Source organism: Serratia sp. DD3 (assembly GCF_000496755.2).
In genome coordinates this window covers 72,670-86,352 of the sequence record NZ_AYKS02000033.1, presented here as the reverse complement: position 1 = coordinate 86,352, position 13,683 = coordinate 72,670, and the positions used below count along the sequence as shown (strand labels likewise).

General features: G+C 51.5%; 12 protein-coding genes. 7 read left to right on the top strand and 5 right to left on the bottom strand.

All coding sequences use genetic code 11. From position 1 onward, the window contains the following. The first annotated feature begins 27 nt into the window (after positions 1-27). The 5 genes from IO95_RS05345 to IO95_RS05325 are packed head-to-tail and all read left to right on the top strand — an operon-like array spanning position 28 to position 7,443. A complete protein-coding gene (locus IO95_RS05345) occupies positions 28-1,728 on the top strand; it encodes an L-lactate permease (RefSeq protein ID WP_200874151.1) in 1,701 nt (566 codons plus the stop codon). A 12-nt stretch (positions 1,729-1,740) separates the two neighbouring features. Beyond that, the gene (locus IO95_RS05340) at positions 1,741-2,571 is read left to right on the top strand and encodes a (Fe-S)-binding protein (RefSeq protein ID WP_023489385.1); all 831 of its coding nucleotides are present in this window, start codon (positions 1,741-1,743) and stop codon (positions 2,569-2,571) included. Then, a complete protein-coding gene (locus IO95_RS05335; RefSeq protein ID WP_023489384.1) occupies positions 2,555-3,988 on the top strand; it encodes a LutB/LldF family L-lactate oxidation iron-sulfur protein in 1,434 nt (477 codons plus the stop codon). The genes IO95_RS05340 and IO95_RS05335 overlap by 17 nt, the downstream gene beginning before the upstream one ends. Before the next feature lie 3 nt (positions 3,989-3,991). After that, positions 3,992-4,639, top strand: coding sequence for a lactate utilization protein C (locus tag IO95_RS05330; RefSeq protein WP_023489383.1), 648 nt, complete (start codon positions 3,992-3,994; stop codon positions 4,637-4,639). Beyond that, the gene (locus IO95_RS05325; RefSeq protein ID WP_023489382.1) at positions 4,639-7,443 is read left to right on the top strand and encodes an FAD-binding and (Fe-S)-binding domain-containing protein; all 2,805 of its coding nucleotides are present in this window, start codon (positions 4,639-4,641) and stop codon (positions 7,441-7,443) included. Before IO95_RS05330 ends, IO95_RS05325 begins: the two co-directional genes overlap by 1 nt. Before the next feature lie 120 nt (positions 7,444-7,563). Here the strand turns inward: IO95_RS05325 and sspB are convergent, their stop codons facing one another. The 5 genes from sspB to zapE all read right to left on the bottom strand — a co-directional run bounded on the left by sspB (position 7,564) and on the right by zapE (position 11,335). Continuing rightward, positions 7,564-8,061 (bottom strand): ClpXP protease specificity-enhancing factor, encoded by a 498-nt coding sequence (sspB, locus tag IO95_RS05320; protein ID WP_023489381.1) that lies wholly within the window; start codon positions 8,059-8,061, stop codon positions 7,564-7,566. A gap of 5 nt (positions 8,062-8,066) precedes the next feature. Further along, on the bottom strand, positions 8,067-8,708 hold the full coding sequence (gene sspA / locus IO95_RS05315) for a stringent starvation protein SspA (RefSeq protein WP_023489380.1): 642 nt from the start codon (positions 8,706-8,708) through the stop codon (positions 8,067-8,069). A 360-nt stretch (positions 8,709-9,068) separates the two neighbouring features. Next, entirely contained in the window at positions 9,069-9,461 is a 393-nt protein-coding gene (gene rpsI, locus IO95_RS05310; protein WP_023489379.1) for a 30S ribosomal protein S9, read from the bottom strand. A 15-nt stretch (positions 9,462-9,476) separates the two neighbouring features. Next, a complete protein-coding gene (gene rplM / locus IO95_RS05305; protein WP_023489378.1) occupies positions 9,477-9,905 on the bottom strand; it encodes a 50S ribosomal protein L13 in 429 nt (142 codons plus the stop codon). A gap of 302 nt (positions 9,906-10,207) precedes the next feature. After that, entirely contained in the window at positions 10,208-11,335 is a 1,128-nt protein-coding gene (gene zapE, locus IO95_RS05300; protein WP_037384168.1) for a cell division protein ZapE, read from the bottom strand. Between the two features lie 232 nt (positions 11,336-11,567). Between zapE and zapG the strand changes: the two genes are divergently transcribed. Together zapG and degQ are read left to right on the top strand one after the other, a co-directional pair. Beyond that, on the top strand, positions 11,568-11,966 hold the full coding sequence (zapG, locus tag IO95_RS05295; protein WP_023489376.1) for a Z-ring associated protein ZapG: 399 nt from the start codon (positions 11,568-11,570) through the stop codon (positions 11,964-11,966). A gap of 271 nt (positions 11,967-12,237) precedes the next feature. Continuing rightward, a complete protein-coding gene (gene degQ / locus IO95_RS05290) occupies positions 12,238-13,608 on the top strand; it encodes a serine endoprotease DegQ (RefSeq protein WP_037384246.1) in 1,371 nt (456 codons plus the stop codon). Positions 13,609-13,683 lie beyond the last annotated feature (75 nt).

Genomic DNA, 13,683 nt, shown 5'->3' with positions numbered 1-13,683 from the left:
AGTAGCGCCACCCAGAATAAGGATGCAATGATGACGGATACCCTACAGGCCTTGATGGCCTTTTCGCCTATTGTGGTAAGTGGCGTGCTTTTGGTCGGTTTTAATTGGTCAGCCAAGCGGACCATGCCGATTGCCTTTCTGTTAACTGTATTGATCGCCCTGTGGGGATGGCAGATGAGCCCGAACAGGGTGCTTGCCTCTACCTTGCAGGGTTTGGTGATTACGCTGACCGTTTTGTGGATCGTATTTGGCGCCATTCTGATGCTCAATACGCTTCAACACACCGGTGCTATTACGGCGATCCGAAGCGGTTTTAGCCATATTTCACCTGATCGACGTATTCAAGCCATTATCATTGCCTGGTGTTTTGGTACCTTTATTGAAGGTGCGTCTGGTTTTGGCACGCCGGCCGCCATCGCTGCTCCTCTGTTGGTGGCGATTGGTTTTCCGGCGCTTGCTGCCGTGATGCTCGGCATGATGATTCAGTCAACACCGGTCTCTTTTGGCGCCCTGGGAACCCCGATACTGGTGGGGATTAACAAAGGGCTTGATAGCCAAGCCATTGGCCAAACATTGGCGGCGGGAGGAAGTAGCTGGGACATCTATTTGCAGCAGGTGACAACTTATGTTGCGCTGATCCACGCGAGCATTGGTACCTTTATGCCCGTATTGATGGTGATGATGCTGACCCGCTTCTTTGGGCCTGGCCGCAGTTGGCGTGAAGGGTTGGCCATTTTGCCATTCGCTATTTTTGCTGGGTTGGCCTTTACTGTGCCCTATGCTTTGACCGGTATACTGCTCGGCCCAGAATTTCCTTCACTGGTGGGTGGCTTGGTTGGGTTGGTCTTGGTGGTTACCGCTGCGCGTTATGGTTTTCTGGTGCCGAAAAAGCATTGGGACTTTGCGCCAGAATCTCAATGGCCTGCGGTGTGGCTCGGCTCTATCAAATTCGATCGAAAAGCGACTACCGAACGCCCTATGTCGTTAACATTAGCTTGGCTGCCTTACGTGCTGTTGGCTCTGTTGTTAGTGGCAAGCCGCATCATCCCTGAATTTAAAACCCTATTACTGTCAGTGAATCTGGCGTTCAACGATTTACTGGGCGAAAAAGGGGTCGGCGCCTCCATTGAGTTCCTTTACCTACCTGGCGGGCTTTTGGTGTTTTGTGCAGTGATGGCAAGCCTCATGCATTGTCGCTCACTGGCACCCGTGGGTAAGGCGCTGGGCGAATCTGGGCGTACGCTGATCGGTGCTGGTTTTGTGTTGCTGTTTACCGTCCCTATGGTGCGTATTTTCATTAACTCAGGTGTTAATGGTGCTGATCTTGCCAGTATGCCGGTGGCTACCGCTAACTTTGCTGCGGGTTTGGTTGGCGAGTTTTTCCCTATGCTCAGTGCCACTATCGGCGCGTTGGGGGCCTTTATTGCTGGCTCTAATACCGTATCGAACATGATGTTTAGTCAATTCCAGTTTGAAGTGGCTCAGACTCTTGGGATTTCTACTGTGGTTATGCTGGCTCTGCAAGCGGTAGGTGCGGCAGCGGGTAACATGATCGCTATTCATAATGTGGTCGCTGCCTCAGCCACTGTCGGCTTGCTTGGAAGAGAAGGGGTGACGCTGCGCAAGACCGTGCTGCCGACGTTATATTACCTTTTAGCGACCGGTCTTATCGGTTTGTTATTGATTTACGGTTTCCAGGTAACTGATGTATTGATGCAGTTAAAGTAAGGAGAGAACACGATGAAGGTCATGCGCGTATATCCTGCCAAGCCTGCTGATGTATACCTTTACGCGACCTGTTTGGTGGATCTGTTTGAACCACAAGCAGGAGTTGATGCGATCACTTTGCTTGAACGTGAAGGCGTCAATGTACACTTTGTGCCGAAACAGACCTGCTGTGGCCAACCTGCTTATACCTCGGGTTACGAGGACGAAGCGCGAGCGGTGGCAACCAGCCAGATGGCGTTGTTTCCTGAGCCTTGGCCGGTGGTGGTGCTTTCTGGCTCTTGTGGTGGAATGATGCACCATCATTATCGGCGGTTGTTTCCTGACAGTGGCGCAGTGGCCGCTTTTTGTGATCGCGTATTTGAGCTTACCGAGTTTCTGGTAAACGTTTGTCGGGTGCGCTGGTTTGGCGTGGGAGAGGCACGAATTGTGATGCATACGGCTTGCTCGGCTCGGCGGGAGATGCAGGTGCATACCACAGCGCGCAGCCTGCTGGAGCAGTTAGCGGGGGTCACGTTACTTGAACAGGCTGAAGAGAGTGAGTGTTGCGGTTTCGGTGGTACCTTCTCGGTTCGACACCCGGCGATTAGCGAGGCTATGGTGGAAGACAAAGTTCGCCATCTGCAGAATACCGGAGCAGAAATGTTAGTGAGTGCTGACTGGGGATGTCTGCTGAATATCAAGGGGGCCTTGGCTTATCAGGGGAAGGTGTTACCCGCTCAGCATCTGGCCAGTTTTTTGTTGGCTCACAGCCAGCGGCAGGAGAGCGTTCCCAAAGAGAGTGAACAGAGCAACCCGGTATTGACTCATCACAAAGAGGGGGGAAAGGATGAGTACACAGGCTAAATTTTCACCCCGCAATTTCCATCCGCAGGCGGAGGCAGCGTTGGCGGATCCGGTGTTGCGTCAGAATTTTCGTGGAGCGATGGATTACCTTCGCACTAAACGACGAGAGGCGTTTGCTGACCCGGCGGAAGAAGCGGCAGTGCGTGATGCTGCTGAGCAGATCCGCCAGCGCTGTCTCTCGCATTTGCCGGCATTGCTGGAACAACTCGAGGCACGCTGTCAGGAGAATGGTATTCAGGTGCACTGGGCGCAGACGCCAGATGAAGCGAATACCATCATTTATGAGATAGCAAAGCGTCACCAAGTGCAGACTATTGTCAAAGGCAAGTCCATGGTGAGCGAAGAGGTGGGCTTCAACCATGCGATGGCTGCTCATGGCATCCACTGCCTGGAAAGCGATATGGGGGAGTATATCGTCCAACTGGACGGTGACGCCCCTTCTCACATCATCATGCCGGCTATCCATAAGAACATACAGGAAGTCAGCGATACCTTTGCTGAACACCTTGATGGTTTTACCCCTACCCATGATGTGGATGCGTTGATTCAGACTGGGCGCAGGGCATTGCGTGAACAATTTCGCCGAGCCGATATGGGGTTATCGGGCGTTAATTTCGCGGTCGCTGAAACCGGTACCCTCTGTCTGGTGGAAAACGAGGGCAATGGCCGTATGTGTACCACCATACCGCGAGTACATGTTGCCATTACCGGAATTGAGAAGGTGGTGGCGTCGTTGAGTGATGTGCCCCCGCTGTACAGTGCGTTGACGCGATCGGCCACCGGTCAGGCCATCACCACCTATTTCAATCTGATCAGTGGTCCGCGTCGCCCTGGGGAGCTTGATGGCCCAGACGAGGTGCATTTGGTGCTGCTTGATAATGGCCGTAGCCAAGCTTATCAGGACCCGGCTTTGCGTCAGACCTTGCAGTGCATTCGTTGTGGTGCCTGCATGAATCATTGCCCAGTCTACACCCGTATTGGCGGCCATGCTTATGGTACGGTCTACCCCGGCCCTATCGGCAAGATAATCTCTCCTCATTTGCTGGGGCTTGAGAACACCCAGCATCTGATCACCGCCTCCAGCTTGTGTGGCGCCTGTGGTGAAGTGTGTCCAGTACGTATTCCGATTCCTGATTTGCTGCAGCGCTTGCGGCGTGAAGCCAAACACCCTGCGGCACCAGGCCATTTACCGCTCGCTGGGCAGGGTAAAGCAGCCAAACCGATTGAACGTGTTTTGATGCGGGGGTTTGCCGTGCTAGCCACCCATCCGCGCCTCTATCATACTTTCACCGCGATTATCGCTCGTTTTCAGCGCCTGATACCGAAACACCTTGGCCCTTGGACGCGTTGTCGGCAGGTGCCTAAACCCGCGCCCAAGAGCCTGAATACTTTGCTGCGCCAACAAAGAAAGGAGTGACAGATGTCCAGTAAGGCCGCTATTTTAAACCGTTTGCGCAGCGCTAATGTTGCCCCGCTTCCTGTTTATCCCTCTCAGTGGCAACCTTGGACGGGGGCTGATGATAGTGCTAGAAGGCAACGTTTTTGTATGGCTATCACTGCAGCGCATGCTGAAGTCCTGAGCGTAAAGCACGGGTTGCTTGCTCAGAAACTAGGGGAGTGGCTCAACCGTGAGCAGATAACGACCCTGGTTTGTGGCCGAGGAGGACGCTGGGAGAACGCGGTGAATGAGGCTATACAGGGGTGTGACGTATTACGCCCTGAGGGAGAGTTTGCTGAGTGGAAAGAGGCGTTGTTTGACCGCTGCCAGGCGGGCATTACTCATTGTTATGCCGCTATTGCTGATACCGGCACGTTAATCTTGTTGCCGGACGCCGGAGAGCCACGTACGCTTTCGTTAGTGCCCCCCTGCCATATTGCTTTGCTCGCAGCCTCTACGCTTGTTGACAATTTTGCTCAATGGGTAGCGAATAACGCTTTCGAGCAGGGGATGCCGACAAATTTATTGCTGATATCCGGTCCATCGAAAACAGCCGATATACAGCAGACGTTAGCCTATGGCGCTCATGGTCCGAGTCGCTTACTGGTGATATTAGTGGAGGATTGTTGATGGGCTGGCATGATTTTGATACTGCATTACAAACACGAATTCCCGCCGAGCGCATCATTCGAGACCCGGATCTTCGTCTCGCCCATGGTACCGACGCCAGTTTCTATCGGTTGATACCGGAGCGTGTGGTACGCCTTGGCTCGCTGGATGAAGTTCGTTTTGTTTTGGGCGTGTGCCGAGAACTTAATTTGCCCTGTACTTTTCGTGCTGCGGGCACCAGTCTTTCTGGGCAGGCGCTCAGTGATTCGGTGTTGATCACGTTGACCGATGAATGGCGTGGCCAGCGTATTTTGGATGATGGCAGCCGTATTGCCCTGCAACCCGGGGTTATTGGTGCTGATGCTAACCGCTATCTGGCACCGTTTGGCCGCAAAATAGGTCCTGACCCGGCCTCCATCAATGCTTGTAAGCTCGGCGGTATCGCTGCTAATAATGCGAGTGGTATGTGCTGCGGTACGGCGCAAAACAGCTACCATACTTTACATGCCATGACGTTGTTACTGGCGGATGGTACGTTACTGGATAGTGCAGATCCTCAAAGTCGTCTCGCCTTTGCTGCTGCGCGCCCGGATCTGATCAATGGCCTTGCGGCTTTGCGTGCTGAGGTTCTGGCCAATGAAGCCCTTAGCGCTAAAATACATCATAAATACCGTCTTAAAAACACCACGGGATACGCTATCAATTCCTTGGTTGATTTTGAAGATCCCATCGACATATTGACTCATCTGATGATCGGTTCGGAGGGAACCTTAGGGTTTATCGCCGAATTGGTGCTTGATACCGTGCCAGAACATCCTTTCAAGGCGTCTGCGTTGTTGATCTTTAAAGACGCTGAACAAGCCTGTCTGGTGACTTCACGTCTGCGTCAGGAGCCTGTTGCGGCTGTGGAGTTGATGGATGGGCGCTCATTACGCGCTGTGGCCGGTAAGCCGGGTTTGCCCGACTCTATCAACGGCATGAGTCTTGCTGCCTGTGCCTTGCTGGTGGAGGTGCATGGGCAAAATGAGGCGCAATTGAACGCGCGCTGTGAGCAGGTAATGGCGTGCGTTGCCGCGTTTGAACCTTTGTCATCACTCCCTTTTACTCGAGACAGTGATCCGCTTTGGGCGATCCGTAAAGGGCTTTTCCCTGCGGTAGGTGCTGTGCGTACAACGGGCACCACGGTCATCATTGAAGATGTGGCTTTTCCTGTTGAGCGGTTGGCTGAAGGCGTGGTTGAACTACAACAGCTGTTCGACCATTTCGAATACCACGAAGCAATTATCTTCGGCCATGCGCTGGAGGGAAACCTGCATTTTGTCTTTACTCAGGGGTTTGAGGACCCAGATCAGGTGGTGCGTTACGGTAAATTTATGGATGCAGTTGCCGAATTGGTGGCGGTTCGCTTCGGGGGTTCCCTCAAGGCTGAGCATGGTACCGGACGCAATATGGCACCTTATGTGGAGTTGGAGTGGGGGCCGGAAGGAATGAGCTTGATGCGACGCATCAAGGCATTACTCGATCCAACAGGCCTGCTTAATCCTGGTGTGATTATCAACGATGATCCGCAGGCGCATTTGACTCATCTGAAACCGATGCCAGCCAGTGATGCCATTGTGGACCCCTGTATTGAATGTGGTTTTTGTGAAGCGGTGTGCCCCTCACGCACGCTATCATTGTCACCACGTCAGCGTATTGTGCTCTATCGGGAACTAGCTCGGCGTGAACGTAGTGGGGAGGCCACGGAACAACTTGCCAAGCTTTTTGACTATCAGGGCGTGGAAACCTGTGCCGCGACCGGATTATGTGCTGACCGTTGCCCCGTGGGTATCAACACCGGCACCTTGATAAAAAAACTGCGTAGTGAAAAATATCGTCGTTTTGTCCCTATTGCTCGCTGGAGTGCGGTGCATTTTGCCGGTATCACCAGTGTGGCTCGCAGCACACTGAAGCTCAGGGGGATAGTCAGTAAAATCGTGGGTGAACGCCCGCTGGCAGGTCTGGTTAATGGCGTACGGCGTATGAGTGGGCAGCGTACTCCCGCTTGGCTGCCGACGTTGCCGGGGCCGAGTCGTTACCAGTTACAAAGTGAAAAGGTGCTGCTCAGTGAAGAGGCAGAGCGGGCCGTGGTTTATATGCCTTCGTGTGCGAGTCGTGTCTTTGGGCAACAGAACGACGCACCGGCTTTACCCGAGGTGGTAAAATCGCTGCTCGCTAAAGCAGGCTGTCGGGTGATTGTTCCAACAGGTCTTGATGGGCTTTGTTGCGGCATGCCGTTCGACAGTAAAGGAATGAGCGAGATTGCAGAAACCAAACGTCAGGGGTTGGCTGAGGCATTGTGGCAGGCAAGTGAGTCAGGCCGCTGGCCAGTGCTGCTGGATACCAGTCCCTGTGTTCAGCGGTTACTGGTAGGCGAACGAGCGGAAGAGAATGGCAGGGGGCTGCGGGTTTTTGAACCGGCTGCTTTTGTGCTTGAGCATCTGATGCCTTATCTAACAGTGACGCCCATTGATGAAACGGTGATGCTGCATGTGACTTGTAGCAGCCGGCGCATGGGTTTGGAGAGCACCATGCTTGCGGTAGCCAAAGCTTGTGCCCGAGAAGTGGTCGTGCCGGAGTTCATCCAGTGTTGCGGTTTTGCGGGTGATAAGGGGTTGATGACACCTGAGTTAAACGCCTCTGCGCTATCGAGCTTGCGCCATCAAGTGCCTACTGACTGTCGCCAAGGTTTTAGTAATAGCCGTACCTGTGAGATGGGGTTGAGCCAGCATGCAGGTATCCCCTATAACAATATTTTGTATTTGGTGGATCAGGCTGCTGATTGACCCATTGGGTTTTGGCGATTGCCAAGGTGATCGTCGAGCATGCTTGCAACTGTGGGATTTAAAGGTATTCAGGAATGCATAGCGTCCAGGCTTTATGTTCTGGACGCTAGCTATTTCAGGTTACTTCACCACTCGTAACGCTGGGCGGCCACCACGAGGAGGTGGTGGTGGCTCATCATCAGTGTGATGGTTATCATCGCTATCTGGGCGATCACCATCAATCAATGACATCAGATTCCCTGCTGGCGTTGCTGGCTGGTCTATCTCACCGAGGTTATCTTCGATTTCGTAGGCAGCTTCCGGTTCGAACAGGGTACCTGCACCGTTTTCTCGGGCATAAATCGCCAGTACGGCACCCATCGGCACCTGAACCTGGCGAGGAATGCCACCAAAGCGGGCGTTAAAGCTGACTTCTTCATCAGCCAGTAGCAGGTTGCCGACCGCGCGCGGCGCAATGTTGAGCACAATCTGACCATCGCGAGCAAACTCGATAGGAACCTGAACGCCAGGATACATGATGTCCACCACCAGATGAGGGGTCAGTTGATTATCCAACAGCCAGTCATAGAATGCCCGTAACAGGTAAGGGCGGCGTGGGGTCATTTGCGACATATCCATAACACTTAGACTCGAGTTTGGAGCCGCATTTCGCGCTCGGCTTCAGTAAGGGAGGCCAGGAATGCGTCACGCTCGAAGACGCGGGTCATGTAGCCTTTCAGCTCTTTGGAGCCGGCACCGCTCAGTTCAATACCCAATTGCGTCAAACGCCACAACAATGGGGCGAGGTAACAATCGACCAGGCTGAACTCTTCACTCATAAAATAAGGGGTTTGAGCGAAGATAGGCGCAATGGCCAGCAGTTCTTCGCGCAGTTGACGGCGTGCTGATTCAGCTTCCTGTGCGTTGCCCTGCTCGATTTTGTACATCAGCGAGTACCAGTTTCGCTCGATACGCAACATCATCAAACGGCTTTCACCACGCGCCACAGGATAGACCGGCATGAGCGGTGGGTGAGGGAAACGCTCATCAAGGTATTCCATGATGATACGTGATTCATACAGAGTCAGTTCACGATCAACAAGTGTCGGTACGGTTTGGTAAGGATTGAGGTCAATCAGATCCTGCGGCAGATTGTCCGGTTCAACCTGCTCAATCTCGACGCTGACCCCTTTTTCCGCCAGTACGATACGTACTTGATGGCTAAAGATGTCGGTCGGGCCAGAAAACAGCGTCATTACCGAACGTTTGTTGGCAGCGACAGCCATGAAAACCTCCAAGTTTTATCTAGAAAATATGGCAAATAGCCAAATACCCATTACCTTGCATGCTACTCACTCTATGCTGCTGATGGCGATGATGAATACCCGTCATCATTCAGGCCACAGATAAACCAGAGGTCAAGAACACGGCCTCAAAGGTAGACTCGCAGTAGCTGCGTAGTGAACAGGGGCAAAAGTGGATAATAGTTTACCAGATTTTGATTTTTTTGTGGGGGGCATGCAGTGATTTCATGTGGAATTATCTGTATGACCGCGAAATTTGGTTGTTTTAATTTATTGTAACAATAAAAAAACCCGGTGAAGCACCGGGTTTTCGCGTAAATCGTACTGTCGAAACAGGAGAAATTAACGCTTGGAGAACTGCGGACGGCGACGTGCTTTACGCAGACCGACTTTCTTACGTTCAACCTGACGAGCGTCACGAGTGACGAAGCCAGCTTTACGCAGTTCAGAACGCAGAGTCTCGTCATACTCCATCAGTGCACGGGTGATACCGTGACGGATAGCGCCAGCTTGACCGGAGATACCACCACCTTTAACAGTGATGTACAGATCCAGTTTGCCAACCATATCGACCAGTTCCAGTGGTTGACGAACTACCATGCGGGCAGTTTCGCGACCAAAGTACTGTTCCAGGCTGCGCTGGTTGATAACGATGTTACCGCTGCCCTGCTTGATAAAAACGCGAGCGGCGGAGCTTTTGCGGCGACCAGTGCCGTAGTATTGATTTTCAGCCATTGCCTATAATCCCGATTAGATGTCAAGAACTTGCGGTTGCTGTGCCGCGTGATTGTGCTCAGTGCCAGCGTAAACTTTCAGTTTACGGTACATTGCACGACCCAGCGGGCCCTTTGGCAGCATGCCTTTAACCGCGATTTCAATCACACGCTCAGGACGGCGGGCAATCATCTCTTCAAAGGTCGCTTCTTTGATACCACCGATGTGGCCAGTGTGGTGATAGTACACTTTGTCTGTACGCTTGTTGCCGGTAACGGCCACTTTTTCTGCGTTCAGAACGATGATGTAATCACCGGTATCAACGTGCGGGGTATATTCCGCTTTATGCTTGCCGCGTAAACGACGAGCCAGTTCAGTCGCTAGACGGCCTAAGGTTTTACCGTCTGCATCAACAACATACCAGTCGCGTTTGACGGTTTCTGGCTTAGCTGTAAAAGTTTTCATTAAAAAGCTTACCCAATAATTTAGTTACACGTAGGTGTTCACCCAACGCTTAAAAACAGTTGAGGCTCACACGACCATCAAGTCCAGCAAACCTACCCCTTCGAATAGCCATTGCCGGCACTATAAAGTTTTTGGGAAAAAAACTTTGTTGTAACGTGGGGTCGCAGGATTATAGAGAAGTCACTATCAAAGATCGAACAGTTTTTGATTTTGAGCGCAATTATTTGTGTCGCCGAGGGGGAACTATGCCCCTTTAGACTGGATAATGGGGCGGATGCCAAAAAAAGCCCCATTGCTCAGTATTACGGCAGGTGGGGTAACTTTAGGTATTCCTCACTCTGCATCTCCTGCAAGCGCGATAAACAGCGTTGGAATTCGAATTTTAACTGTTCCCCCTGATAAATTTCAAACATAGACCCCTCGGCACTGATCACCAGGTTGACGTGGCGTTCATAAAATTCATCAACCAGCGCCAGAAAGCGGCGAGCGGTGCTCTCGTTCAGTGGCCCCATCACGCGGACATTGTATAGCATCACGCTGTGGTAAAGGCGTGACAAGGCGATGTAATCCAACTGGCTGCGCGCTTCTTCACACAATGTATGGAAATCAACGGCCAATACGCCATCCACGGCGTGCAGAACTGGGAGGGGGCGATGATTGATTTGTAACACCAACCCTGCATTACCCATGTTGCCTGCCAGCCTGAGGAACATATGGTCCATTGCCTCTTGCGTCTGCTCAGTGAGTGGGGTCAAGTAGAGATGCGCTTGTGTCAAGGTGCGCAAACGGTAATCGATGCCAGCATCCACGTTCATGACCTCACAATGCGCTTTGATCAACGCAATGGCGGGTAGGAAACGTGCGCGTTGCAGACCATGGCGGTACAGATCGTCTGGCTGAATGTTTGAGGTGGCGACCAGCGTGATACCTCGGGCGAATAAGGCTTGCAGTAGTGTTGCCAGCAGCATGGCGTCAGTGATGTCAGAAACAAAAAACTCATCAAAACACAACACATCTGTTTGTGCCTTAAAGCCATCGGCAATGATTTCCAACGGGTTTTCATGTCCCTGTAATGTCATCAGTTCTTCATGCACCCGCAACATGAAACGGTGGAAGTGCAAGCGTAGTTTGCGGTCATCTGGCAAGCTGTGGAAGAACAAGTCCATCAGCCAGGTTTTACCACGACCCACACCGCCCCACATATATAAGCCCTGCACCGGGCGCGGGTGTGTCGTTGCTGGCCCTTTGCCCAGCCAGTGGCTGAGTTTCCAGCGACTCCCTCTTTTGGTCGCAACGTCAGTCGGCCGGTGTTGCAAGGCTTGATAAATATGATCCAACTGCGTAACAGCCTGGTGCTGGACCGCATCGGCCTGATATTGCCCCGCGTCCAGAGCCTGCTGGTAGCGTGATAATGGTGACTGTACTTGCATTTATTCAAAAATCCCTAAGAACATTGAGAATTAATTTAGCAAATTTTCGTGGCGGATAGCTGCAACTTCACTGCCTGTTTATGGTATTTATCAGCACTATATCCAGAGGAAAAACCAATAAACATCAGGTAAAGGTTTAACAAGATTCCACTTAGACAAGGTTAACGGTTATAGTGGATATTATTAAGTAAAAAAATCCCTGCGGAACAACGAAGTTAACATAGGAGTCATTATGACCTGGGAGTATGCGCTGATTGGTTTGGTGGTCGGTATCGTCATTGGCGCGGTAGCGATGCGTTTCGGTAATAGTAAATTACGGCAACAAAAAGCCCTGCAGAGCGAGCTGGATAAAAGTAAAACCGAATTGGAAGAGTATCGTAAGGAACTGGTAGGCCATTTCGCACACAGTGCCGAGTTGCTTGATAACATGGCGCGTGACTATCGTCAGTTGTATCAGCATATGGCGAAAAGCTCTAATCACTTGTTGCCGGATCTTCCCGTACAGGATAACCCATTTCGCTATCGCTTGACTGAATCAGAAGCAGATAACGATCAAGCACCTGTGGAGATGCCGCGTGACTACTCTGAAGGGGCATCTGGTTTGTTGCGTGGTACAACAAACCGCGATTAATTTCGGCCAATGGGAATATTTCCATTACGGTTGAACGTCTCTTTTTCCACTGCGAGGTCCATTTCTGGGCCTCGCCATTTGTCACATGCCCATGCTGTTCGAAACGCATGAGGATGGTCATAATTTGTGCATCGGTATCAGAGTGGCTTATCATTGATTGATAGCCCTGTGAATACTTTGCGCAAATTTACAGTCTTACACTTCACTGACATGTTACTGTTGCTTTATTATCATTATTTCACCTGCAGGTATAAAGAGAGAGTTCTTAATGATGAAGAAACCATCTTTAATTCTTAGTGCATTAGCAATAGGTATGAGCTTGGCGTTTGCTTCTGTTCCAATGGTCAACGCCGCAATGCCTGTAGCTGTTGAAGGGCAACCACTGCCAAGCTTGGCACCGATGTTGGAGAAAGTACTGCCTGCTGTAGTGAGTGTGCGTGTGGCAGGTACTCAGGTGCAACGCCAACAATTACCTGAGCAGTTTAAATTCTTTTTTGGACCGAATGGACCTTCGCAACAGGGAGGCTCACGTCCTTTTGAAGGATTGGGGTCCGGTGTCATTATTGACGCCGCAAAGGGTTATATTTTAACCAATAACCATGTGATCAATAACGCTGATAAAATTAGCGTGTTACTCAATGATGGCCGTGAATATAGTGCCAAGCTGATTGGCCGTGATGAGCAATCTGATATTGCATTGTTGCAGGTTACTGATGGCAAAAATCTGACAGCGATAAAAATGGCGGATTCCGATCAACTGCGTGTCGGTGACTTTGCCGTGGCGGTAGGGAACCCCTTTGGTCTCGGTCAGACAGCAACATCAGGGATTATCTCGGCACTGGGTCGTAGTGGCTTGAATCTGGAGGGGCTGGAAAACTTTATCCAGACCGATGCCTCTATCAACCGTGGTAACTCCGGTGGCGCGTTGATTAACCTGAATGGTGAATTGATCGGTATCAACACCGCGATCCTAGCACCAAGCGGTGGCAATGTCGGGATCGGTTTTGCCATTCCTAGCAACATGGCACAAAACCTGAGTAAACAATTGATCGAGTTTGGCGAAGTGAAACGCGGCCTGCTGGGTATCAAAGGGAGTGAAATGACCGCCGATATGGCGAAAGCGTTCAATTCCGAGGCGCAGCGCGGTGCTTTTGTCAGTGAAGTATTGCCAAAGTCGGCCGCAGCCAAAGCAGGTATCAAGGCTGGTGATATCCTGATTTCTCTGGACGGCAAGCCTATCAGCAGTTTCGCTGAACTTCGAGCCAAGGTAGGTACCACCGCTCCAGGCACAAGCGTTAAAGTGGGCCTACTACGTGAAGGTAAATCGATGGAGCTTTCTGTTACGTTGGATAACAGTGAAAGTGCATCAACCAATGCCGAGACTTTGTCGCCTTCCTTGCAAGGGGCATCCTTGAGTAATGGCGTTTTACCCAACGGCGATAAAGGTGTGAAGATTGACAACGTTGATAAGGGTACCCCAGCGGCACAAGTCGGCCTGCAAAAAGGGGATGTGATTATCGGTGTCAACCGTATACGTGTCGAGGATCTCACGGCGTTGCGTAAGCAGATGGAGAACAAACCTGCAGTCATAGCGCTGAATATTGTACGCGGTGACGAAAACATCTACCTGTTATTGCGTTAACTTGTTCAAAAACTGGGCTCAGTGGCATACTGTGCCCAGTTAACTCGTGTTATCCTTTCTCAATCGTTCCATCTA

Excerpts from the sequence above, each read along its gene's own strand:
- IO95_RS05345 (WP_200874151.1), top strand. The coding sequence starts at position 28 with ATGATGACGGATACCCTACAGGCCTTGATGGCCTTTTCGCCTATTGTG.
- IO95_RS05340 (WP_023489385.1), top strand. The coding sequence starts at position 1,741 with ATGAAGGTCATGCGCGTATATCCTGCCAAGCCTGCTGATGTATACCTT.
- IO95_RS05335 (WP_023489384.1), top strand. The coding sequence starts at position 2,555 with ATGAGTACACAGGCTAAATTTTCACCCCGCAATTTCCATCCGCAGGCG.
- IO95_RS05330 (WP_023489383.1), top strand. The coding sequence starts at position 3,992 with ATGTCCAGTAAGGCCGCTATTTTAAACCGTTTGCGCAGCGCTAATGTT.
- IO95_RS05325 (WP_023489382.1), top strand. The coding sequence starts at position 4,639 with ATGGGCTGGCATGATTTTGATACTGCATTACAAACACGAATTCCCGCC.
- sspB (WP_023489381.1), bottom strand. The coding sequence starts at position 8,061 with ATGGATATGTCGCAAATGACCCCACGCCGCCCTTACCTGTTACGGGCA.
- sspA (WP_023489380.1), bottom strand. The coding sequence starts at position 8,708 with ATGGCTGTCGCTGCCAACAAACGTTCGGTAATGACGCTGTTTTCTGGC.
- rpsI (WP_023489379.1), bottom strand. The coding sequence starts at position 9,461 with ATGGCTGAAAATCAATACTACGGCACTGGTCGCCGCAAAAGCTCCGCC.
- rplM (WP_023489378.1), bottom strand. The coding sequence starts at position 9,905 with ATGAAAACTTTTACAGCTAAGCCAGAAACCGTCAAACGCGACTGGTAT.
- zapE (WP_037384168.1), bottom strand. The coding sequence starts at position 11,335 with ATGCAAGTACAGTCACCATTATCACGCTACCAGCAGGCTCTGGACGCG.
- zapG (WP_023489376.1), top strand. The coding sequence starts at position 11,568 with ATGACCTGGGAGTATGCGCTGATTGGTTTGGTGGTCGGTATCGTCATT.
- degQ (WP_037384246.1), top strand. The coding sequence starts at position 12,238 with ATGAAGAAACCATCTTTAATTCTTAGTGCATTAGCAATAGGTATGAGC.